The organism is Curtobacterium sp. LFS084, assembly GCF_047977705.1.
Lineage (GTDB): Bacteria > Actinomycetota > Actinomycetes > Actinomycetales > Microbacteriaceae > Curtobacterium.
Window position 1 is genome coordinate 42,186 of sequence record NZ_JBFPFM010000002.1, and the last position, 21,795, is coordinate 63,980.

The 21,795-nt window shown below is 72.3% G+C and carries 20 protein-coding genes; 6 read left to right on the forward strand and 14 right to left on the reverse strand.

Annotated elements, in window-relative coordinates; genetic code table 11:
- Positions 1 to 22: 22 nt before the first annotated feature.
- Genes modA through ACNQOV_RS01675 form a run of 3 tightly spaced genes read right to left on the reverse strand, consistent with a single transcriptional unit; the run spans position 23 to position 2,438 of the window.
- The gene (modA, locus tag ACNQOV_RS01665; protein WP_416393075.1) at positions 23 to 844 is read right to left on the reverse strand and encodes a molybdate ABC transporter substrate-binding protein; all 822 of its coding nucleotides are present in this window, start codon (positions 842 to 844) and stop codon (positions 23 to 25) included.
- Complete coding sequence (locus tag ACNQOV_RS01670) at positions 841 to 2,031, reverse strand: ThiF family adenylyltransferase (RefSeq protein ID WP_416393076.1); 1,191 nt, start codon at positions 2,029 to 2,031, stop codon at positions 841 to 843. Before ACNQOV_RS01670 ends, modA begins: the two co-directional genes overlap by 4 nt.
- The gene (locus ACNQOV_RS01675) at positions 2,028 to 2,438 is read right to left on the reverse strand and encodes a TOBE domain-containing protein (protein WP_416393078.1); all 411 of its coding nucleotides are present in this window, start codon (positions 2,436 to 2,438) and stop codon (positions 2,028 to 2,030) included. The genes ACNQOV_RS01670 and ACNQOV_RS01675 overlap by 4 nt, the downstream gene beginning before the upstream one ends.
- A gap of 92 nt (positions 2,439 to 2,530) precedes the next feature.
- Between ACNQOV_RS01675 and ACNQOV_RS01680 the strand changes: the two genes are divergently transcribed.
- Complete coding sequence (locus ACNQOV_RS01680; RefSeq protein WP_416393079.1) at positions 2,531 to 4,204, forward strand: glycosyltransferase family 39 protein; 1,674 nt, start codon at positions 2,531 to 2,533, stop codon at positions 4,202 to 4,204.
- A 33-nt stretch (positions 4,205 to 4,237) separates the two neighbouring features.
- On the opposite strand, the gene ACNQOV_RS01685 is transcribed toward ACNQOV_RS01680, so the two are convergent.
- The 5 genes from ACNQOV_RS01685 to ACNQOV_RS01705 form a co-directional block, all read right to left on the reverse strand.
- A complete protein-coding gene (locus ACNQOV_RS01685) occupies positions 4,238 to 5,170 on the reverse strand; it encodes a 4-(cytidine 5'-diphospho)-2-C-methyl-D-erythritol kinase (protein WP_416393081.1) in 933 nt (310 codons plus the stop codon).
- A 9-nt stretch (positions 5,171 to 5,179) separates the two neighbouring features.
- Complete coding sequence (locus ACNQOV_RS01690) at positions 5,180 to 6,484, reverse strand: O-acetylhomoserine aminocarboxypropyltransferase/cysteine synthase family protein (RefSeq protein WP_416393082.1); 1,305 nt, start codon at positions 6,482 to 6,484, stop codon at positions 5,180 to 5,182.
- Positions 6,484 to 7,536: an LLM class flavin-dependent oxidoreductase gene (locus ACNQOV_RS01695; RefSeq protein ID WP_416393083.1), complete on the reverse strand. Its 1,053-nt coding sequence runs from the start codon at positions 7,534 to 7,536 to the stop codon at positions 6,484 to 6,486. Before ACNQOV_RS01695 ends, ACNQOV_RS01690 begins: the two co-directional genes overlap by 1 nt.
- Before the next feature lie 90 nt (positions 7,537 to 7,626).
- Complete coding sequence (locus tag ACNQOV_RS01700; RefSeq protein ID WP_416393084.1) at positions 7,627 to 8,625, reverse strand: ATP-grasp domain-containing protein; 999 nt, start codon at positions 8,623 to 8,625, stop codon at positions 7,627 to 7,629.
- 883 nt (positions 8,626 to 9,508) lie between these two features.
- Positions 9,509 to 10,351, reverse strand: a complete 843-nt coding sequence (locus ACNQOV_RS01705) for a helix-turn-helix transcriptional regulator (RefSeq protein WP_416393085.1) — start codon at positions 10,349 to 10,351, stop codon at positions 9,509 to 9,511.
- A 54-nt stretch (positions 10,352 to 10,405) separates the two neighbouring features.
- Here ACNQOV_RS01705 and ACNQOV_RS01710 point away from each other — a divergent pair, with 54 nt between their 5' ends.
- Entirely contained in the window at positions 10,406 to 11,197 is a 792-nt protein-coding gene (locus tag ACNQOV_RS01710) for an SDR family oxidoreductase (protein WP_416393086.1), read from the forward strand.
- A 72-nt stretch (positions 11,198 to 11,269) separates the two neighbouring features.
- Here the strand turns inward: ACNQOV_RS01710 and ACNQOV_RS01715 are convergent, their stop codons facing one another.
- Positions 11,270 to 11,713: a hypothetical protein gene (locus ACNQOV_RS01715; RefSeq protein WP_416393087.1), complete on the reverse strand. Its 444-nt coding sequence runs from the start codon at positions 11,711 to 11,713 to the stop codon at positions 11,270 to 11,272.
- Positions 11,714 to 11,845: 132 nt separating this feature from the next.
- On the opposite strand from ACNQOV_RS01715, the gene ACNQOV_RS01720 reads away from it, so the two are divergent.
- Together ACNQOV_RS01720 and ACNQOV_RS01725 are read left to right on the forward strand one after the other, a co-directional pair.
- A complete protein-coding gene (locus ACNQOV_RS01720; RefSeq protein ID WP_416393088.1) occupies positions 11,846 to 12,316 on the forward strand; it encodes a YbaK/EbsC family protein in 471 nt (156 codons plus the stop codon).
- Positions 12,316 to 13,233, forward strand: coding sequence for a pentapeptide repeat-containing protein (locus tag ACNQOV_RS01725; RefSeq protein ID WP_416393089.1), 918 nt, complete (start codon positions 12,316 to 12,318; stop codon positions 13,231 to 13,233). Before ACNQOV_RS01720 ends, ACNQOV_RS01725 begins: the two co-directional genes overlap by 1 nt.
- Here the strand turns inward: ACNQOV_RS01725 and rsmA are convergent.
- The 4 genes from rsmA to rsmI form a co-directional block, all read right to left on the reverse strand.
- Positions 13,178 to 14,029 carry a 16S rRNA (adenine(1518)-N(6)/adenine(1519)-N(6))-dimethyltransferase RsmA gene (rsmA, locus tag ACNQOV_RS01730; RefSeq protein ID WP_022906477.1) on the reverse strand — a complete coding sequence of 284 codons (852 nt, stop codon included), beginning with the start codon at positions 14,027 to 14,029 and terminating at the stop codon, positions 13,178 to 13,180. The two genes, ACNQOV_RS01725 and rsmA, sit on opposite strands and share 56 nt — an antisense overlap.
- A complete protein-coding gene (locus tag ACNQOV_RS01735) occupies positions 14,029 to 14,937 on the reverse strand; it encodes a TatD family hydrolase (protein WP_402267640.1) in 909 nt (302 codons plus the stop codon). Before ACNQOV_RS01735 ends, rsmA begins: the two co-directional genes overlap by 1 nt.
- Positions 14,934 to 16,511, reverse strand: a complete 1,578-nt coding sequence (gene metG / locus ACNQOV_RS01740; protein ID WP_416393090.1) for a methionine--tRNA ligase — start codon at positions 16,509 to 16,511, stop codon at positions 14,934 to 14,936. The genes ACNQOV_RS01735 and metG overlap by 4 nt, the downstream gene beginning before the upstream one ends.
- A 121-nt stretch (positions 16,512 to 16,632) precedes the next feature.
- On the reverse strand, positions 16,633 to 17,454 hold the full coding sequence (gene rsmI / locus ACNQOV_RS01745; RefSeq protein WP_022906479.1) for a 16S rRNA (cytidine(1402)-2'-O)-methyltransferase: 822 nt from the start codon (positions 17,452 to 17,454) through the stop codon (positions 16,633 to 16,635).
- Between the two features lie 65 nt (positions 17,455 to 17,519).
- Between rsmI and ACNQOV_RS01750 the strand changes: the two genes are divergently transcribed.
- Positions 17,520 to 19,151, forward strand: coding sequence for a dolichyl-phosphate-mannose--protein mannosyltransferase (locus ACNQOV_RS01750; protein WP_416393091.1), 1,632 nt, complete (start codon positions 17,520 to 17,522; stop codon positions 19,149 to 19,151).
- Between the two features lie 144 nt (positions 19,152 to 19,295).
- Here the strand turns inward: ACNQOV_RS01750 and ACNQOV_RS01755 are convergent, their stop codons facing one another.
- Positions 19,296 to 19,943 (reverse strand): TetR/AcrR family transcriptional regulator, encoded by a 648-nt coding sequence (locus ACNQOV_RS01755; RefSeq protein ID WP_022906481.1) that lies wholly within the window; start codon positions 19,941 to 19,943, stop codon positions 19,296 to 19,298.
- A gap of 166 nt (positions 19,944 to 20,109) precedes the next feature.
- Here ACNQOV_RS01755 and ACNQOV_RS01760 point away from each other — a divergent pair, with 166 nt between their 5' ends.
- Positions 20,110 to 21,651, forward strand: coding sequence for an MFS transporter (locus tag ACNQOV_RS01760; protein WP_416393092.1), 1,542 nt, complete (start codon positions 20,110 to 20,112; stop codon positions 21,649 to 21,651).
- Positions 21,652 to 21,795: the final 144 nt, after the last annotated feature.

Consider the following 21,795-nt stretch of genomic DNA (forward strand, 5'->3'; position numbering starts at 1 on the left):
GCTCGGTCGCCTCGGGCACGGGTCAGGGGGCGCCGAAGCCGGCGGCGGTGAGGACCTCCCGGCCGGCGTCGGAGCGCACGTACGCGGTGAACGACGCCGCGAGGCGGGGGTTCGCCGCGTCCTGCAGGACACCGATCGGGTAGGTGTTCACGGCCTTCGACGCGGCGCCGAAGCGCACGCCGTCGACCTTGCCGCCTGCGCCCTCGACGTCGGTGACGTAGACGAGTCCGGCGTCCGCCTGCCCGGACTCGACCTTCCCGAGGACGTCGGTCACGGACTGCTCCTCGCTCACCGGGCGGAGGTCGACGCCGCTCGCCCGTCCGACCTTCGCGGTCGCGGCGCCGCACGGCACCGGGGTCGCGCACGTGACGAGCTGCACGTCCGACGCCGTCAGGTCACGGAGGCCGGTGATCCCCTTCGGGTTGCCGGGGGCCACGGCGATCTCGAGGACGTTCGTGGCGAAGTCGTGCGCGGAGCCGGCGGCGACGTCGGTCCCCACGAGCTTCTGCATGTTCGCCTCGTCGGCGGAGGCGAAGACGTCGGCGGGGGCGCCGTTCTGGATCTGGGTGACGAGGTCGCTCGACCCGGCGAAGGAGAAGGTGATCGTGGTCCCCGGGTGGGCGGCCTCGTACTGCTCGCCGAGGGTGGTGAAGGTCTTCTGGAGCGACGCCGCCGCGAAGACGGTGATCGCGCCGGTCGGACTCGCCGATGCGCTGCCGGACGACGCGGTGCGCGCGCTCGCGCTCGGGGCGGCCGTGCCGGTCGTCGCACATCCCGCGAGGCCGACGGCGGCGAGTGCGGCAGCGGCGAGCAGGAGGGCGGCGTTCCGCACGTGCGTCGTCATTCCGCGATCGTACCCGCATCTGCGGCCGATGCGGGGATGGTCATCGGTAGTCCCTCGCGCTGCCACGCCTGGATGCCACCGTCGAGCACGGTCGCGTCGAGCCCGGCGGCGCGGGCGGTGCGCGCCCAGGCGGTCGCGCGGACGCCGCTCGCGCACACCACCACGAGGGGCCGGTCGTCGTCCGCGGGGAGGTCCTCCGGACGGAGGCTGCCGGGGACGATGCCGGTGGCCCGTTCGGCCGGGGTGCGCACGTCGACGAGGACGGTCGCGCCCGACGTGCCGTCGGCCGACCGGCTGTCGTCGTCCATGCTGCCGTCGTTCGTGCTGCCGTCGTTCGTGCTGCCGTCGCTCGTGCTGCCGTCGTCCGTGCTGCCGTCGCTCGTGCTCCCGTCGGCCGACCGGCCGAGTCGCGCGGCGAGGGCGGCCGGTGCGATCCGGGGCGGGGCGTCGTCGACCGTCGGGGCCGGGCGGCGGGACCCGGGGCCGCGGCGGAGCGTGCTCTCGGTCCACCGCCAGCGCCGGGCGTCGACCGTCAGCACCCGACCGGTCAACGGTTCCCCGATGCCGGCGACGAGGGCCGTCACCTGCGCCGCCATCACGCTGCCGACGGCACCGCAGAGCGCGGGGAGCACGCCGTCGAGCGCGCAGGACCCCTCGTCCGGCAGGGCGTCCGGGTGCAGGTCGTGGAAGTCGATCGGTTCCGGGCCGGTGTCGTGGAACACCGACACCTGCCCGTCGGTCCCGAGCACGGTCCCCCAGACGAACGGGATCCCGGCCGCGGCGCAGGCGTCCGAGATCGCCCGGGTGACCTCGACGCTGTCCGCGGCGTCGACGACCACGTCGTGCCCCGTGACGTGCTCCGGGCGGAACGGCTCGGCGATCGCCACCACCTCGAGCTCCGGGTCGACGCCACGGACGCGCTCGGCCGCGCACTCCGCCTTGGGACGGCCGACGTCCGCCCGGGCGAAGAGCGTCTGCCGTGCGAGGTTCGACGTGTCGACGACGTCGAGGTCGACGATGGTGACGCGGCGGAGCCCCGACCCGGCGAGGTAGGTCAGCGCGGGCGCGCCGAGGCCGCCGGCCCCGACGACGAGGACGCTCGCCTCGGCCAGCGCCCGGACGGCCCGGTCACCGGCACCCGCGAGCGCTGCGGTCCGCGACAGCAGCCGGCGTCGGTCGTCGGTCATGCGTCGGCCAGTTCCGCCGGCACCTCGACCGAGACCATCGTCGCCTTGACCGAGGCCACCGCGACGGTGCCGACCTCGAGCCCGAGGTCGCGGACGGCCTCGGCGCTCATCAGGGACACGACGCGGTGCGGGCCGCTCTGCAGCTCGACCTGCGCCATCACCCCGTCGACGACGAGGTCGGTGACGATCCCGACGAACCGGTTGCGGGCCGAGCTCCTCGCACCGGACGGGTCGTCGAGCTGGGCGGCGGTCCCGCGGATGTGCGTCGCGAGCTCGCGACCGTCGACGACCGTCCGGCCGGAACCGTCCGTCGACCGGGTGAACACACCGGCGTCCACCATCCGTCGGACGGTGTCGTCGCTGACGCCGAGGTACCGCGCGGCGTCGCGGATGCGGAGCTTCGTCATGGTCCTCGGCACGATACCGGTATGGGGAACTCTCAGTCTCGCCTGCCGGGACGCCGGGCACCTGCTCAGCCGCCGCGGATACCGTCCTCACCGTGACTGCACCACGGACCGGCACCATCAGCATCCCCCGCTCCCCGGGGATCGCGCCGGTCCGTGCCCGCTTCCGGACGCGCCTGCGCGGCCTCGCGTCGAGCGCCGGTGCCGCCGTCGTCCGCACGCCGGAGCTGACGGTCGGCGCGTTCGGCGTCCTCGTCGGTGCCGCGTTCGCCTGGGTGCCGTCGCTCTGGTACGACGAGGCCGCCACGGTGACGAGCGCCACGCGCAGCTGGCCCCAGCTCTGGGCCGAGCTGCACAGCGTCGACGCCGTGCACGGCCTGTACTACGCGCTGATGCACGTCTGGTTCTGGCTCGTGGGGTACACGCCCTTCACGCTCCGGTTCCCGAGCGCCCTCGCGATCGGGGTGGCGGCCGGGCTCCTCGTGGCCCTCGGCCGTCGACTCGGCGGGCGCCGGCTCGGCATCACCGCCGGTTTCGTGTTCATCGCGCTGCCGCGGGTGCAGTGGGCCGCGTCCGAGGGGCGCCCCTACGCCACGATCACGACCCTCGCCGCCTGCCTCACCCTCGTCGGCCTGACCGCGGTCCGCCGGACCCGCACCGGGCGCAGCCTGCACTGGTGGGCGGCCTACGGGGCACTCGCGCTCGTCTCGGTCACCTTCAACGTCTACCTGTCGCTCGCCGTCGTCGCGCACGCCGTGACCCTGCTGTGGACGCTCCTCGCCCGACGCGCCGCCGTGCGCCGCACAACGGTGTCCCGCGGTGGCCCCGACCTCGGCCCGGCACTCGTGACCCGCGGGGTCGTCGTGCGCTGGGCGATCGCGTCCGCGATCGCCGCCGTCGCCGTCTCGCCCCTCGTCGTCGAGGTGGCGTCGCAGTCGAAGCAGGTCGCGTGGATCGCCGGCATCGGGGAACGGACCGTCGCCCAGGTGTTCGCGACGGCGTGGTTCGGCGGTGTCGACGTGTACGCCGCCGGCGCCTGGGCCCTGATGCTCGGCGGCACGGTGCTCGTCCTGGTCGAGGCACACCGACGGTCCGCGACCGTCCGGTCCCTCGTGCGCGCTCAGGCCGTCCGGGTCGCCCTGCCGCTCGTCGTGATCCCGACCGCCGCGCTGGTCCTCGCCACGGCGATGGGCAAGCACCTGTACTCCCCGAAGTACGCCTCGCTCAGCCTGCCGTTCGTCGCGCTGCTCATCGCCCTCGCGCTGACGTTCGTCCGTCCGAAGGCCCTGCTCGCCGCCGTCGTCGCCGCGGTCCTCGTGCTGTCCGTCCCGACGGCCGTCGCCGTGAAGGAGCCCCTCGCGAAGCAGGACTCCACCTGGGCCCGTGCCGCCGCGATCATCTCGGCCGAGCGCAGCAGCAACCGGGCCGACGCCGACGAGGGCGTCGTGTTCGGCAGTGTCTACGGCCACCCCGGCACCACGGCCGACATCATCCGCATCTCGTACCCGACGGCGTTCACGGGCATGACGGACCTCGGCGTCCGCAAGCTCGGGACCGAGTCGGGTGTCCTCTGGAACCAGACGGGCGACCTCGCCACCACGATCCCGAGCCGCCTGGGCGACATCGACACGGTGTGGTTCGTCGGCGGGACCGTGAAGGCGCGCAACATCGAGCCCGAGACCGCCGCGGTGCTCGCCGAGCACGGGTTCACCGCGAAGGAGCACTGGAAGACCGGCACCGTCGTCATCACGGAGTACGTCCGCAGCTGATCGACGCCGAGCGCGTGCCCGAGCGCCTGCCCGTCAGTGCAGGAGGCGGGCGCCGTGCACGGGACCGGCGGCACGCACCGCGACCATGCCGGCGGCACTGAGCTCGACCTGCACCTCGAGTGCCGCGTCGCGGTCGGCGACGAGGAACGCCACGGTCGGCCCGCTGCCCGAGACGAGTCCGGCGAGGGCACCGGCCTTCTCGCCGATCTCAAGCGTCGTCGCGAGCGTGGGCTGCAGGCGCATCGCCGGGGCCTGCAGGTCGTTGTGCAGGCAGTCCGCCAAGAGGTCGGGGTCGCCGGCGCGGAGGGCCTGCAGCACGTTCGCCTCGACCACGGGCGTCGTCGGCGCGGGGGCGATGTCCGCGCGGTAGCGCTCGCGGTGCTCGTCGAGGGCGCGGTACACGGCCGGCGTCGACAGGCCGGCGTCGCTCAGGGCGAGGACCCAGTGGAACTCGCCCTTGGCCAGGGCCGGGCTCAGCTCGTCGCCGCGACCGGTGCCGACCGCGGTGCCGCCGGCGAATGCGAACGGCACGTCGGCGCCGAGCTGCGCGGCGAGCCGGAGGAGCTCCTCACGCCCGAGCGCCGTCCCCCACAGCGTGTCGACGGCGAGCAGGGTCGCGGCGGCGTCGGCGGATCCCCCGCCCATCCCGCCGGCGACCGGGACCTGCTTGTCGATGGTCAACCGGACGCCCCCGCGGTACCCGGCGGCGTCGGCCACGAGCCGGGCGGCACGGATCGCGAGGTTCGACTCGTCGACCGGCACCGCGCGCGTGTCGATGGATCCGGTGAAGGTCACCGAGAAGTCGTCGGCCGGTTCCGCCGAGACGTCCTCGTACAGCGAGACCGCCTGGTACGCCGTCGCCACGTCGTGGTAGCCGTCGTCCTGCAGGGCGCCGACCGACAGGTAGACGTTGATCTTCCCGGGGGCGCGCGTCCGCACGCGGGTCGGTGCGGCCAACGTGGTCATGCCCCCAACCTATCCCGACGCAGCCGCGAAGCCGCGCGCGAGGTCCGCGAGGATGTCGTCCACGTGCTCCAGCCCGATCGACAGGCGGATCAGCCCGTCGCCGACGCCCGCGGCCGCACGCTCCGCCGAGGTCATCTGCACGTGCGTCGTCGACGCGGGGTGCACGACGAGGGAGCGCACGTCGCCGATGTTCGAGACGTGGTCGAACAGCTCGAGCGCCGCGACGAACCGCCGTCCGGCGTCGACGCCGCCGTCGAGGTCGAAGGCGAGCACGGCGGACGGTCCCGCCGGCACGTACCGCTCGGCCAGGTGGTGCCAGGGCGACGTCGGCAGTCCGGCGTAGTGCACGCCGAGCACCTGGTCGTGCGCGTCGAGCCACGAGGCCACCGCGGCGGCGTTCGACACGTGCCGCTCCATGCGGAGCGAGAGCGTCTGGATGCCCTGCAGCACCAGGAAGGCGTTGAAGGGTGCGATCGCCGGTCCGAGGTCGGCGGACAGCTTCGACCGGGTGCGCTGGATGAACGCGCGACGGCCGAACTTCGACGCGAAGTTCGTGCCCGCGAACCCGGACTGCTCGGTCGTCGTGAGCTGCGGGTACCGCTCGGCGTGTGCCGCCCAGTCGAAGTTCCCGCTGTCCACGATGAGCCCGGCGATGGCGCTGCCGTGCCCGGAGAGGTACTTCGTGGCCGAGTGCACGACGATGTCCGCACCGTGCTCGATCGGCCGGACGAGGTACGGGGTCGCGATCGTGTTGTCGACGATGAGCGGGACGCCGTGCTCGTGCGCGACGCCGGCCACCCCCTCGAAGTCGAGGACGTCGCCGCGCGGGTTCGGGATCGACTCGCCGAAGAACGCCTTCGTCTCCGGTCGGACCGCCGCGGCCCACTCGTCGAGGTCCGTCGGGTCCTGCACGAAGGTGAACGAGATGCCGAGGTCGCCCAGCGTGGAGTGGAACAGCGTGTAGGTCGCGCCGTACAGGGACGCACTCGACACCACGTGGTCGCCGGCACGGGCGAGTCCGAGCACCGCGAGCGACGTCGCCGCCTGCCCGGACGCGAGTGCGAGGGCGCCGACACCGCCCTCGAGGTCGGCGATCCGACGCTCCAGCGCGGCCGCGGACGGGTTGTTCACCCGCGAGTAGGTGTGCCCCGGTGCGTCGAGCAGGAACCGGGCGGCGGCGTCCTCACCCGACGGGTACACGAAGGCGGCGCTCTGGGCGATCGGCGGGACGTTGGCGCCCCAGCCCGGGTCGGCCTTGTAGCCGGCGCGGATCTGCCGCGTCTCGAACGCCCAGTCGTCCTCGGTGGCCCCCATCAGGCGCCCGCCCCGGACGGCACCGTCACCGCGGGGCGGACCAGGGGGATGACCTGCTCGCCGAACCGGTCCATCTCCTCGAGCTGCGGCGAGAACTGCAGCAGCAGCGTGTCGACCCCGGCGTCCTCGAACTCCCGGATCCGCGCGGCGACCTGCTCGGGCGTGCCGACGAAGCCGGGGCGGAGGCCGCGGTTCGACACCGAGTAGTCCTCGAGCGACGGGACGTGCTCGAGCTGCGACTTCGAGATGAAGTCCTGGTAGGACTCGTACGCGTGGCCGTGCTGCACGTCCGTGATCCGGGCGAGCTCGGCCTGCGCCTCCTCCTCGGTCTCGCGGACGATGACGTAGGCGGCCATGCCGAACGCCTCGAACGGCGGCAGCCCGGCGTCGACCCGGCGCTGCTTCATCTCGGCGATCTTCGTCCGGAGTTCCTCGACCGTGCCGCCGTGGGTCACGTACGCGTCCGCGTAGCCCGTGATCGCCGCCTTGCCGGCCTCGCTCTCGCCGCCGGCGTAGATGCGCGGGGTGACCCGGGGCTTCGGCTCGAGGTGGCTGTTCTCGATGTCGTAGTACTCGCCGTGGAAGGAGTACGGCGTCTCCCGCCAGAGCCCCTTCATGACCTCGACGAACTCCGCCGTGCGCTTGTACCGGTCGTCGTGTTCGGAGAAGATCCCGCCGTACTGCTTGGCCTCTTCCGCCCACCACGCGCTCACCACGTTGAACGTGAACCGGCCGCACGAGATGTCGTCGATGGTCGCGGCCTGCTTCGCGGTGACGGCGGGCAGGTGGTACCCGGGCCGCATCGCCGCCATGATCTCGAGGCGCTCGGTCGTCGCCGCGATCCCGGCGGCGAGCGCCCACGCCTCGAGGCTCGGTGCCGCGGTGCCCTTGATGTCGTTGAGGTTCAGCTCCGGCACGAGCGTCAGGTCGAAGCCGATGCGCTCGGCGCGCTGCGCCAGTCGCTTGACGTAGTCGAAGGTGACCGGCATGTGCTCGTTGTCGACGTTGCGCAGCCAGCCGCCGAAGAGCGGGGTCCAGTATCCGAATCGCACGGGGTGAGTTCCTTGGGGAGGTGGGGATTGACGGCCTGGAGGCGCGGGGCGGGCCCGCACCGCGCCTCCAGTCCGGTGGGTCTTGCGTTCTCAGGCCGTCAGGTGCGCCGCGTACTGCGTCTCCAGCAGGCCACCGAGGTACCGCGCGATGGAGCGCGGGCCGGAGGCCGGCGCGGTCTCCTCGACGGCGGGGTTGTAGTTCGTGTTCGTGTTGATGTCGTAGACGACCGTGCGACCGTCGGTCGTCTCCATGAACTCGACGCCCGCGATCTGGATGCGCTGGTCGGCGAGGAACGTGCGGAGCTGCTGGACGAGCGGGTGCTCGGCCGTGACCTCGGTGCGGACGCTGAACGCCGGGGGTGCGCCGACGGCCTCGGTGCCGGGCACGTCGCAGACCGCCCCCGCGATGACCTGCGGGACCTCGCACGCGTCGGCCGGGCAGAGCTCGAAGCTGCCGGCGCTCGTGTCCACGCGGACGGCGTAGACGAACTCGCCGCCGACGAACTCGACGCGGGTGATGAACGGCTCGCGGGCGGTGAGGTACTCCTGCAGCAGGGTGATGCCGTCGACCGGCTCCTCGAACTCCGGGCTGTCGACGTAGGCGTCGAACTCGGCGAGCGAGTCGAAGCGACGGACGCCGAGGCCCTTGCCGCCCTGGTTGTGCTTCGTGATGAAGGGCACGTCCTGGCCGCCGGTGAAGTCGTGGGCGGCCTGCTTGAGCGTCGTGCGCCCGAAGACGGCGGTGGTGCGGGGGACGTCGAACCCGGCGTTCCGGAGCAGTCCGTGCTGGGCGACCTTCGACACCTCGAGCTCGAGGACGTGGCTGCCGCCGACGACCTGCCGGCCGGCGCGCTCGAGCCAGCCGAGGACCGCGCGGGTGTACTCCTTGCTGTGCTCGTGCCCGCGGGTGTGGGAGCTCGCCGACATCCGTGACCAGTACACGCCCGGCTCGGGCTCGGCGGCGAGGTCGATCCGGCCCTCGGTGAGGAGGATCTCCTCGACGGGGACCCCCTCGGCCTCGAAGGCAGCGGCGAGCGGCGGGAACCACTCGGGGTTCTCGTGGATGACGTACACGCGGGGAGTGCTCACCTCGCCACCCTAGGCACGGCACCCTGGAGTCGCCAGGTGTGTGACGCGGCGTTGCTCGGTGGGTGGGGTGTTGCTCGGTGGGCGCGGTGTTGATCGGTGGGTGGGGTGTTGTCGTGGGGTTCGCCGGACTCGCACGGTGCGACCTTGTCCGATCCGTGCGCCGCTGATGGCTCGGTGCGAGGTTGTAGGGCCGCACCGAACGGTCGCGACGGCACCCGGTGAACAACCTCGCACGGTGCGCGGCCGGCCGAACTCGCACGGGCCGGACGGAGCCTCCTGAGCCGACGGACCCGCACGGTTGGACGAAGCCGCACGGTGCGACCTTGTCCGATCCGTGCGCGGCTGATGGCTCGGTGCGAGGTTGTAGGGCCGCACCGAGCGGTCGCGGCGGCACCGGGTGGACAACCTCGCACGGTGCGCGGACGGCCAAGCTCGCACGGGCCGGACGGACCCGCCCGGACCCACACGGCCGGACGAATCCGCACGGTGCGACCTTGTCCGATCCGTGCGCCGATGGTGGCTCGGTGCGAGGTTGTAGGGCCGCACCGAGCGGTCGCGGCGGCACCGGGTGGACGACCTCGCACGGTGCGCGGACGGCCGAGCTCGCACGGGCCGGACGAAGCCTCCGGAGCCGACGGACCCGTACGGCCGGACGAAGCCGCACGGTGCGACCTTGTCCGATCCGTGCGCCGCTGATGGCTCGGTGCGAGGTTGTGGGGCCGCACCGAGCGGTCGCGGCGGCACCGGGTGAACAACCTTGCACGGTGCGCGGACGGTCAAGCTCGCACGGGCCGGACGGACTCGCACGGGTCCGGACAAAGCTGCACAATGCGCGGCCGAACGGAGCCGCACGGGCCGGACGGACCCGCACGGTGCGCAGGTCTCAGCCGGAGAAGACCTGCCGACCCACGACCCTGAGGAGCTCGAGCTTCTGCGCGGCCTCACTGCCCGCCGGCGCCGTGAAGAGCAGCAGCGCCTGCGTCTGGCTCGTGGTGTGCAGCACCTGGCAGTCGACCGTGATCCGACCGAGCTCGGGGTGGACGAACGTCTTGTGGTCCTCCCAGCGGCTGGCCACCTCGTGCAGGGACCAGAGCGCCCGGAAGTCCGCGCTGCCCGCCTCGAGGTCGGCGATCAGCCGGGCAGCCCGACCGTTGCCCGGCCCGGCGGCGCCGACGGCGGCGCGGAGAGCTGCGACCTGTGCCCGAGCGAGCCGTTCGTGCTCCTCGGGCGCGTACCTCGCCCGCTCGTACTCCGTCATGAACCACCGCCACGGCTGGTACCGCTCGTTGCCGGGCAGGCCGGTGGTCGTGCCGACGAGTGCGGCTCCGAGCTCGTTCTCGACCAGGGTCTCCCCCAGGTCGTTGACCACGATGGCCGGGGTGTCCTCGAGACGGTCGAGCACACGGAGGATCGCGGGGTCGACGTGGTCGGAGCGGTGCACCCGTGCGGGTGCGTTGTGCCCGGCGAGGCGGAACAGGTGGTCGCGCTCGTCGAGGGTGCAGCGGAGTGCCCGGGCGATCGCTGCGACCATCTGCTCGGACGGCTGGGGCCCGCGCTGTTGCTCGAGTCGGGTGTAGTAGTCGGCGGACATCCCCGCCAGCGCGGCCACCTCCTCGCGCCGGAGCCCCGGCGTCCGGCGGCGCTGCCCGGAACCGAGTCCGACGTCCTCGGGGCGCAGCAGTTCTCGGCGGCGACGGAGGAAGTCGGCGAGCACAAGTCGGTCCATGGTCATCATCGTGCCCCCGCGGCGCGCCACGTGCCAGGGATCGGCGGTCCCCCGATGACCGGGCTCTGGATGCTCCTGGAGCGTCGCACCACGGTGGTGGACATGGACATCACGAACTCCATCGTCTTCATCCCCGGCGCGACCTCGGGCATCGGCCTCGGCCTCGCGCTCCGCCTGCAGGCAGCGGGCAGCACCGTCGTGATCGGCGGCCGACGCCGGTCGTTGCTCGACTCGCTCGCCGCCGAGCACGGCTTCGGTACCGTGCAGCTCGACGTCACCGACCCGGCGTCGATCACCGCTGCGGCCGCCGCCGTCACCGAGGCGTACCCCGCGCTCGACGCCCTGATCACGATGTCGGGCATCATGCGCACCGAGGACCTGCGCTCGTCGGAGCACCTGCGCGACGCCGTCGCCGTCGTCGAGACGAACCTGCTCGGGACGATCCGTCTTGTCGACGCGTTCCTGCCGCACCTGCTCACCCGTCCCGCGTCGACGATCGTCACCGTGACGTCGGGGCTGGCATTCACCCCGCTCACGGCGACGCCGACGTACAGCGCGACGAAGGCCGCCGTGCACTCGTACACGCTCTCGCTCCGGCAGCAGCTGTCCGGGTCGCCGGTCGCCGTGCTCGAACTGGCGCCGCCGGCGGTCGCGACGGACATCATGGGAGAAGGAGTGGACTTCGGCGGGATGCCGCTCGACGACTTCCTGACCGAGGTCGTCGACCTGCTGCGCTCGGGTGCCGCCCCGGAGATCCTCGTGCAGAACGTCCTGCCGCTGCGGTGGTCGGAGCGTGACGGGACGCAGCAGCAGCTCATCGAGGCGCTGGCGTCGCGCGGGCACTGACGACCGGCTCACCGTCCCCGCCGCCGGGCCGGCGGCGGGCGGCGGGTGACGGGTGACGGGTGGCGGGCGCGCTCAGTCGGTGGCGCCGTCCGCCTCGCCGCGAGCTCCGCGCCGCCGGATCACGCCGTCGAGGAACCGGTTGACGAGCCGCCACGCCGGCCAGGTGAGGGCCCCGATCAGCGCTGTGTCGACCGGCCGACCGAGCGCGCGGATCACGACGTAGGCCCCCGTCATCGCCAAGCCGGTCGACAGGGCGGCGTTGAGGCGACGGGGCGTCCAGATCGACGCACGAGGATCGTCCCGGTCGTGGCCCTCGCGGTCGTCGTCATCGTCGGGGAGCCGGTCGAAGGTGATCCCCCACGCGACGAACATCGCGCCCAGCGCGACGGCCACCCACGCGGCGTCGGCGGACGGATCCCGGAGCAGCGCGCGCACGGCGACGACCACGATGGCGCAGCCTCCGACCACTGCCGTGAGCAGGAGGACGAGTGTGGAACGGGAACGCGGTGCAGACACCCGTCGAAGCCTAGGGCCATCCGGTCGGTCCACGCGTGCAGGTCGACGTGCTGGGGATCTCGAGGACCCGTCGCGCGCGTTCGCTGTCGAGGGACTCGCGCTGGACACCAGATCCCACGAAGATGGGCGGTGATGAACGACCGCCTCGCCACCGTCCAGCGCATCGTCGCTGAAGCCGGCATCGACGCGACCGCCCGGGAACTCCCCGACTCGACCCACAGCGCCGCGCAGGCCGCCGCCGCGCTCGGGACCGAACCGGGAGCCATCGCGAGCAGCCTGCTGTTCCTGGCGGACGGTGCACCCCTGCTCGCGATGACCTCCGGTCGGCACCGGGTCGACACCGACCTGCTCGCGGCCCAGATCGGAGCGGCCGAGCTCACGATGGCCACCGCGAAACAGGTCCGCGAGATCACCGGGCAGCCGATCGGCGGCGTCTCCCCCGTCGGCCACCCGGCCCCGATCCGCACCGTGGTGGACGAGGCGCTCCGCGAGTACGACACGGTCTGGTCGGCCGCGGGGACCGCGAACAGCGTGCTCCCCCTGACCTTCGAGCAGTTGCGGTCGCTGACCGGTGGGACGGTCGTCCGGGTCAACGACCACTGATGACGACGCGGACGCGTGTCGAGCTGGGACGACGCGAAGACCTCGGCGCCGACTGCGCGAACTGCTTCGGCCTGTGCTGCGTCGCCCTGGCGTTCACGCGGTCCGCGGACTTCCCGTTCGACAAGGACGCTGGCGACCCGTGCACGAACCTCGACGACGCGGACGGCTGCCGGATCCACCCGCACCTGCGTGAACGGAGTTTCTCCGGCTGCACGGTGTTCGACTGCTCGGGGGCCGGGCAGAAGGTCTCCCGGCACACCTTCGCGGGCCGCTCGTGGCGCGATGACCCCGAGACGCGGCGGTCCATGTTCGCCACGTTCCCGATCGTCCGACGACTCCACGACCTCCTGCGGTACCTCGACGAGGCGATCACCCTCGTGCGAGCGTCACACGACGAGACCCCGTGGGTCCAGGCGTTCGAGCACGTCCGTCTGCTGAGCGACGGGGCGCCGGCAGACCTCGCCACCCTCGACGTCGACGCCGAGTACGACCGTGCCCGCCCGCTCCTGCTCGAGGCGAGTGCGATCGCACGGGGACGGGGTCCGGTCGGCGCCGACGGCCAGCGGGTCGGTCCGGGGACGGACCTCGTCGGCGCGGACCTGCGTGGGGCCGACCTGCGCGGGGCGACGCTGCGCGGGTCGCTCGCGATCGCGGCGGACCTCCGGGGTGCCTGGTTGGACCGCTGCGACCTGCTCGGCGTGGACCTCCGCGACGCGGACCTGCGCGGCACCGGCCTCTGCGGAGCACTGTTCCTCACGCAGATGCAGGTCAACGCGGCACGGGGCGACGCGGCCACGGTCCTGCCGGCGGGGTTCCAGCGTCCCGGGCACTGGAGCCCGACGGCCGATGCGACCGACGGGGTCACTCCCCCGCGGCGAGCACCGTCCGGCCGAGCCGCACGAAGTCGTCGGCGCTGAGCATCTCCCCACGGGCCGTCGGGTCGACCCCGGCGGCGGTGAGGAGTTCCGACGCTCGGGCACTGCTGCCGAGGACGCCGGACAGGCTCTGCCGCAGCATCTTCCGCCGCTGCTGGAACGCGCCGTCGACGAGCGCGAAGACCTGCGCCCGCAGGGCTTCGTCCCCGGGGGGCTCGTGCCGGTCGAACCCGACGAGCACGCTGTCGACGTTCGGCACCGGCCAGAACACCTGACGGCTGACCTGTCCGGCGATCGACCACGACCCGTACCACGCGGCCTTGACGCTCGGCGCCCCGTAGACCTTGCTGCCGGGTCCCGCGGCGATGCGGTAGCCGACCTCGGCCTGCACCATGACGAGCGCGCGTTCGATGGACGGGAAGGTCGCCAGCAGGTGGAGCAGCACCGGGACGGAGACGTTGTACGGCAGGTTCGCGACGACGTGCGTCGGCGACTCCGGCAGGTCGGTCGCGGCGACGGTGAGGGCGTCCTGGTGGATCACGCGGAGCCGCGCGTCGGGCTGCATCGTGGCCACGGTCGCCGGGAGCTCGGCAGCGAGGCGACCGTCGATCTCCACCGCGGTCACCGAGGCGCCGGTCTCGGTGAGACCGAGCGTCAACGATCCGAGGCCGGGCCCGATCTCGAGGACGGCCGAGTCGGCCGACACCCGGCCGGACGCCACGATGCGCCGGACGGTGTTGGCGTCGTGCACGAAGTTCTGGCCGAGCTTCTTCGTCGGGGTGACGTCGAGCCGGGCGGCGAGGTCCCGGATCTCCGCCGGGCCGAGGAGCGTCGCCACTAGCCGTCCACCGTCACGGGCTCGGCGTCCCACGCACCGTAGACGAGCTCGGTGTTCGAGGCGATCTGTGCCGCGAGCATCGAGGCGTCGGTCCCGAGGGTCTCGGCCATCGACCGGAGCGTGAGCGGGATGAGGTACGGCGCGTTCGGTCGGCCGCGGTACGGCGTCGGGGTGAGGTACGGCGCGTCGGTCTCGACCATGATCAGGTGACGCGGCGCGACGTGCAGGGCCTCGCGCAGGGGTGCGGCGTTCTTGAACGTCACGGTGCCGGCGAACGACATGTACCAGCCACGCTCCGCACAGAGCCGGGCGAGGTCGGGGCCCCCCGAGAAGCAGTGGAACACGGTCTTCTCGGGAGCGCCGACCCGGTCGAGGACCTCGACCACGGCGTCGTGCGCGTCGCGGTCGTGGATCGTGAGCGCGAGGTCGTGCTCCTTCGCGATGCGGATGTGCTCCTCGAACGAGCGGACCTGGGCGTCGCGGCCGTCCTCGCCCGTGCGGAAGAAGTCGAGCCCGGTCTCACCGATCGCCCGGACCCGGGGCAGCGCCGCGAGCCGTTCGATGCCCGCGAGGTGCTCGTCGAGCAGCCCCTGCTCCTGCAGCGACGGCGCTTCGTTCGGGTGGAGCGCCACGGCGGCGAGGACCCGGGGCTCCCGTGCTGCGATGGCGGCCGACCACTCCGACGTCGCGAGGTCGGTGCCGACCTGCACGACACCACGGACACCGACGCTCGACGCCCGGCCGAGGTGCTCGCGGTAGTCGAGCGCGCCGTCGCCACCGTCGGCGATCTCCATGTGGGTGTGGTTGTCGTACACCGGGACGACCAGCGCCTCGGGCAGCGGCGGGTAGGTCAGGTCCCGCTTCGACCCGTCGCCGTCGCCGCGGGAGCGGAGGTGCGCGTCGGTCACGCGGCGCCCTGCTCGGACTGCTCGATGCGCGGGAACAGCCCGCTCTCGAGCGGGACCACGGTCGACGCGCCCTGCCACTCCCACGCCCGGTCCACGCGCTGCTCGGTGATGGAGCCACCCGCACCGATCGCGGCCCAGAGCTTCTCGGTCGCCTTCGGCATGACCGGCGACAGCAGCACCGCGACCGTGCCGAGGCCGCGGAGCGCGGTGGACAGCACGGTGCCGAGCCGCTCGCGCTGGGCGTCGTCCTTCGCCAGGGCCCACGGCTGCTGCTCGGTGATGTACCCGTTCAGGGCGTCGACGAGCTCCCACACCGCGGCGATGGCCTCGTGCGGGGCGAACGCCGCGATGGCCGCGTCGGCACGCTCGGTGACCGACACCGCGAGGGCGTCGATCGCCTCGTCCGACCCGGTCAGCGCGCCGCGCTCGGGCACCGCGCCGTCGAAGTACTTCTGCAGCATCGCGACCAGGCGGGACGCGAGGTTGCCGAACCCGTTCGCGAGCTCGGCCTGGTAGCGGGCGGAGATGTCCTCCCAGCTGAAGTTGCCGTCCTGCCCGAAGGTGATCGCGCGGAGGAAGTAGTAGCGGAAAGCGTCGGACCCGAACGTGTCCGTGATCTCGGACGGCGCGATGCCGGTCAGCTTCGACTTGGACATCTTCTCGCCGCCGACGAGCAGCCAGCCGTGCCCGAACACGCGCTCGGGGACGGGCAGCCCGGCGGCCATCAGCATCGCCGGCCAGATCACCGCGTGGAAGCGGGCGATGTCCTTGCCGACGATGTGCACGCTCGGCCACAGGCGCTGGAAGACTTCGTCGTCGTCGGTGCCGTAGCCGAGCGCCGTGACGTAGTTGAGCAGGGCGTCGAACCACACGTAGAGCACGTGGTCGTGGTCCCACGGGATCTGGATGCCCCAGTCGAAGCTCGACCGCGAGATCGACAGGTCGCGCAGGCCCTGCTTGACGAACGAGATGATCTCGTTGCGGACGCTCTCGGGCTGGATGAACTGCGGGTTCGACTCGTACAGGTCGAGCAGGCGCTGCTCGAAGTCGGACATGCGGAAGAAGTAGTTGCGCTCGGCCAGCACCTCGACCGGGATCGAGTGGATCGCACAGACCTGCTGGCCCTCGTACGCACCCGTGCCGGGCACGAGGTCGCTCGGCTGCTTGTACTCCTCGCAGCCGACGCAGTAGAAGCCCTCGAACTCGCCCGCGTAGATGTAGCCGTCGTCGTACAGCTTCTGCAGGAACGCCGTCACGCCGCGCTCGTGGCGCTCGTCCGTGGTGCGGATGAAGTCGTCGTTCGCCACGTCGACGGTGTCGAGGAGCGGCTTCCACGCCTCGGTCACGAGCCGGTCCGCCCACTCCTGGGGCGTGACGTCGTTCGCGGACGCCGTGCGGAGGATCTTCTGCCCGTGCTCGTCCGTGCCGGTCAGGAGCCAGGTGTCGTCGCCGCGCTGCCGGTGCCAGCGCGCGAGGACGTCCGCGGCGACCTCGGTGTAGGCGTGCCCGATGTGGGGCACGTCGTTCACGTAGAAGATCGGCGTGGTGATGCTGAACGAGGACCCGTCGGACATGCGGACCATCCTACGGGCGCACCGGAGCCGCATGACGCGCCCCGCGCGCCACCTGTGGAGAACCGGACGGGAGGCGCGGTGCGCGTCCGGAGCCGCGCCTCCCGGCCCGTGACGCTCGCGTCTACCGCGCCGCCAGCGCACCCTCGTAGAGGTCGCGCTTCGACAGCCCCGTCGCGTCCGCGACGGCCGCCGCCGCCTCCTTCATGCGGGACCCGGCGGCAACCCGCTCGAGCACGAGCCGGACCCCGTCCTCGATCGTCGTCACGTCGAGCGCCCCGGTCGACCCCTCGACGACGACGCAGATCTCGCCGCGCACCCCGTCGGCCGCCCACGCCGCGAGCTCCGCGAGGGACCCGCGCCGGACCTCCTCGTGCAGCTTCGTCAGCTCGCGGCAGACCACCGCGCGCCGGTCGTCGCCGAAGCCCGCGGCCATGTCGGACAGCGTGTCGGCGAGCCGGTGCGGGGACTCGAAGAACACCATCGTGCGCTGCTCGCCGGAGAGCGCGGAGAACAGCCGCCGCCGCTCACCGCCCTTGCGTGTCGGGAACCCCTCGAAGCTGAACCGGTCGGTCGGCAGGCCGGACACGGCGAGCGCCATGAGCACGGCGGACGGCCCCGGCAACGCCGTCACCGTCACCCCGGCGGCAGCGGCGGCCTCGACGAGGGGGAAGCCGGGATCGCTGATCGCGGGCATGCCGGCGTCGGTGAGGACCACGACGTCCTCGTCACGGGCGAGCTCGACGACCTCGGCCGCCTTCGCGCGCTCGTTGTGCTCGTGCAGGGCGATGAGGCGGGGTCGGTTCTCGATGCCGAGCGCCCGCATGAGGTGGATCGCGGTGCGGGTGTCCTCGGCAGCGACCACGCTTGCGTTCGAGAGGGTCTCGACCAACCGCCTGGAGGCGTCGCCGAGGTTGCCGATGGGCGTTGCTGCGAGCACGATCACGGGACCATTGTGGTCGCCTGTGCGCGGCAGCGCGGACATGGCGTCGATCCGTAGGATGCTCTGCGATGACCAGCGCGCTGACCGACGACCGCACCGCCGTCCCCGACGGGCCGGTCGGTTCCCGTCTCGACGACTGGTGGGGGCGCACGCTCTCGACCGCCAGGCGCGTCGCACTGTGGCGCTGGGCCGGGCCGCTCGGCGTCACCCTGTTGGCGGCGGTGCTGCGGCTCGTCACGCTCGGCCACCCGCACTCGCTCGTGTTCGACGAGACCTACTACGTCAAGGACGGCTGGTCGATCGTGCACCTCGGGTACGAGGGCACCTGGCCGGGCAACCCCGCCGACGACTCCCAGCCGACGACGGACCAGCGGTTCGTCGACGGGCAGACCGACATCTTCACGAACGCCGCCGAGTTCATCGCGCACCCGCCGCTCGGCAAGTACCTCATCGGCCTCGGCATGCTGCTGTTCGGCGCGGACAACTCGTTCGGGTGGCGCTTCGCCGTCGCCGTGCTCGGCATCGCGACCGTGTTCCTCACGGCCGTCATCGCCCGCTCGCTGTTCCGGTCCACTCTCATCGGCACGCTGGCGGGGTTCCTGCTCGCGGTCGACGGGCAGGCGATCGTGCTGTCCCGCGTGACGCTGCTCGACGGGATTCTCACGTTCTTCGTCGTGCTCGGCTTCGGCGCGCTGCTGCTCGACCGACGCTGGACGTCCAGACGACTCGACGCCTGGGTCGCCCGACGGACGGCCGCCGGACGCGACACGCTCTGGGGACCGGTGCTGTGGTGGCGGCCGTGGCTGATCGCCATGGGGCTGGCGCTCGGCCTGGCGACCGCGACGAAGTGGTCCGGCATGTACTTCCTCGCGTTCTTCGCGGTGTACTCCGTGCTGACCGACATGATGCTGCGGAAGCGGGCCGGCATCGAGTTCTGGTCCTCGAGCGCGTGGCTGCAGCAGGCACCGGTGTCGTTCCTGCTCACCGTGCCGATCGCCGCCGTCACCTACGTGGCGTCGTGGACCGGGTGGTTCGTGTCGAAGGACGGCTGGGACCGGAACTGGATCGCCACGGGAGGCGAGCGCTGGACCGGCGTGCTGTCGTGGGTGCCGGACAGCCTGCAGAACTGGTGGCACTACCAGTCCGAGATCTACGGCTTCAACATCGGCCTGCACACCCCGCACTCGTACCAGGCGAACCCGCTGCTCTGGCTCGTCATGCAGCGCCCGACGTCGATGTACTACGTCGGCACGAACGCGGGCCAGGACGGCTGCACGGCCACCCGCTGCGGCGAGGCGATCACCGGCATCGCGAACCCCTTCGTCTGGTACGCGGCGGTCGTCGCCGTCGTGGCGCTGCTCGTGCTCTGGATCCTGCGCCGGCGGTGGGAGTACGCGTTCGTCCTGATGGGGGTCGCGGCGGGGTACCTGCCGTGGCTGCTCTACGTGGACCGGACGGTCTTCCAGTTCTACACGATCGCCTTCGAGCCCTTCATGGTGATGGCGCTCGCCGCGGCGATCGGGTTGGTGCTCGGACGACGGGACGACCCCCGGCCACGCCGGACACGTGCCGTCGTGTGGGTCGGCGTGTACCTGGGCGTCGTGGTGCTCGCGTCGGCGTACTGGCTGCCGATGTGGACGGGCATGCAGGTGCCGTGGGACTTCGTCCGGTCCCACTACTGGCTGCCGAGCTGGCTGTAGCACGCGACCACCCGTCGGCCGGGAGGCGCGGGTCGGCCCCGCACCGCGCCTCCCGGCCCGGACGGGGTCGCGTCCGGAGCGCGCGCTGGTGCGCCCGGTCGGGCGGTGTCACGACCGCGCGCTGGTGCGCCCGGTCGGGCGGTGTCAGGACTGCGCGTGCAGGGCGCGCTCGATCGACTCGCGGTCGAGCGGGTCCCCGAGCATGGGCGCGTCGGGGGTGCCGGGCAGCACGCCCTCGATGAGGACCTCGGCGTAGCGGCGCCATGCGTTCGGGTCGTGCGCGCGCGTCGTGTCCGCGACGGCGCCGACCATCGAGGTGAGCATCGGCAGGTCGCGGTAGTCGAAGCCGACCCGCACCACGCCGGCGTCCCGCGCACGACGGATGATCTCGGAGACCTGGGTCTCGAGCCGGTCGCGTTCCTGCACGATCGACGGGCGCGACTTGCCGGCACGCACGATGGCGTCCGCGAGGGCACGGTCGCGCGCCCGGAACTCGAACACGCCCATCAGGTACACCCGGAGGGACTCACGCGGATCGGACTCGTCCGCAGCACGTGCCGCGGCGTCGTTCATGGCCTCGAACTTGGTGGCGAGCAGCGCCTCGATCAGGGAGTCCTTGTCGGCGAAACGGCGGTAGACGGTCCCGACGCCGACGCCGGCCTCGTGCGCGATGTCGTTCAACGTGACCGACAACCCGCGTTCCGCGAAGCACTTGCGTGCCGTCTGCAGGATCAGCTCGCGGTTGCGTGCTGCGTCGGCGCGGAGGGGGCGCTCGAGGTCGGTGGTGCTCACGTCACCGAACCTAGTTGAACTTTCTGGGAATAAGCGGATGCAGACCTTCCGTTTCGGTCTACACTGGTCGCAAGCGGATGCGTCGCATCCGCTTCACCCCCTCCGCTCCAGGAGCGCCCGACGGCGCGTGCTCCGCCACCCCTCCACCTTCTCGAAGGAGGCTGCCGTGACGGCAGAACAGACCGTGCCGACCCCCACCGGGGCCGCACCCACGACTCCGGGCACCACGCCCGACAAGGCCAACCACCGCTGGATCGCCCTGGCGGTCATCGCCCTCGCGCAGCTGATGGTCGTGCTCGACGCGACCATCGTCAACATCGCCCTGCCCTCGGCCCAGGCGGACCTCGACTTCGGCACCGACCAGCGTCAGTGGATCGTGACCGCGTACTCGCTGGCGTTCGGCTCGCTGCTGCTCCTCGGCGGGCGGCTCGGCGACCTCTTCGGCCGCAAGAACACCTTCATCATCGGGCTCGTCGGCTTCGCCGTCGCGTCCGTGCTCGGCGGACTGGCCGACTCGTTCGGCCTGCTCGTCGCCGCCCGCGCGCTGCAGGGCGTCTTCGGTGCGCTGCTCGCACCGTCCGCGCTGGGCATGCTCACCACGACGTTCCGCGACCCGAAGGAGCGCGGTCGCGCGTTCGGCATCTTCGGGTCGATCGCGGGCTCCGGTGCGGCGATCGGCCTGCTCCTCGGCGGGGTGCTCACCGAGTACGCGTCGTGGCGCTGGTGCCTCTACGTGAACGTGGTCTTCGCGGTGCTCGGCGTGATCGGTGCCCTCGTGTTCATGGCGAAGCCGCCGAAGGTCGAGCGTCCGCGCATCGACGTCGCCGGTGTCGTCACGATCACGGCCGGCCTCGTCGGCGTCGTCTACGGCTTCTCCAACGCCGAGACCAACGGCTGGGACGCCCCGCTCACAATCGGCATGCTCGCCGCCGGCGTGGTGCTCATCGCGGCGTTCGTCGTCATCGAGACGCGCGTCGCCCACCCGCTGCTGCCGCTCCGGGTCGTCCTCGACCGTGACCGCGGTGGTTCGTTCATCGCCATCGGCCTCGTCGCGATCGGCATGTTCGGCATCTTCCTGTTCCTGACCTACTACCTCGAGCAGACCCTCGGGTTCAGCTCGCTGCAGACGGGCCTGGCGTTCCTGCCGATGCCGCTGTCGATCATGATCTCGGCGACGCAGATCGGTGGTCGACTGCTCCCCCGCGTCGGTCCGAAGGTCCTCATCTTCGCGGGTGGCCTCGTCGCGGCGACCGGGCTGCTGCTCCTCCTGCGCACCGACCTCGACAGCTCGTACGCGGGCACGGTCCTGCCGGCGCTCGTCGTGATCGGCCTCGGCATGGGCACGATCTTCTCGTCGGCGATGAACACCGCGACGACCGGGGTCGCCCGGGCCGATGCCGGTGTGGCCTCGGCGACGGTGAACACCATGCAGCAGATCGGCGGCTCGATCGGGACCGCGCTGCTCTCGACGATCTTCGCCGACGTCGTGGCGAACAGCCTCTCCGGGCTGACCGCGGCGCCGACGAAGCTCCAGCAGGCGCAAGCTGTGCTCGACGGCTACCACGTGGCGTTCGGCATCTCGGCGGGCGTGCTCGTGCTGGTCGCCCTCGCCGGCGGGCTGCTCATCAACCGCCAGTCGGTCCGTTTGGCGAAGCTCGAGCGCGCCGGCGCAGCGACGACCGGGAGCATCCCGACCGCCGCGCACTGACGCCCCGCTGCTCAACGCGGACGGCCCGCCCTGGTTCCCCCGGGGCGGGCCGTCCGTGTGTGCTGGCAGGGGGTGGGGCGCGGCGGGTGGAGGGTGGCGGGCGGCGGGTGGCGGGTGGCGGGTGGCGGGTGGGCCGACGCTGAC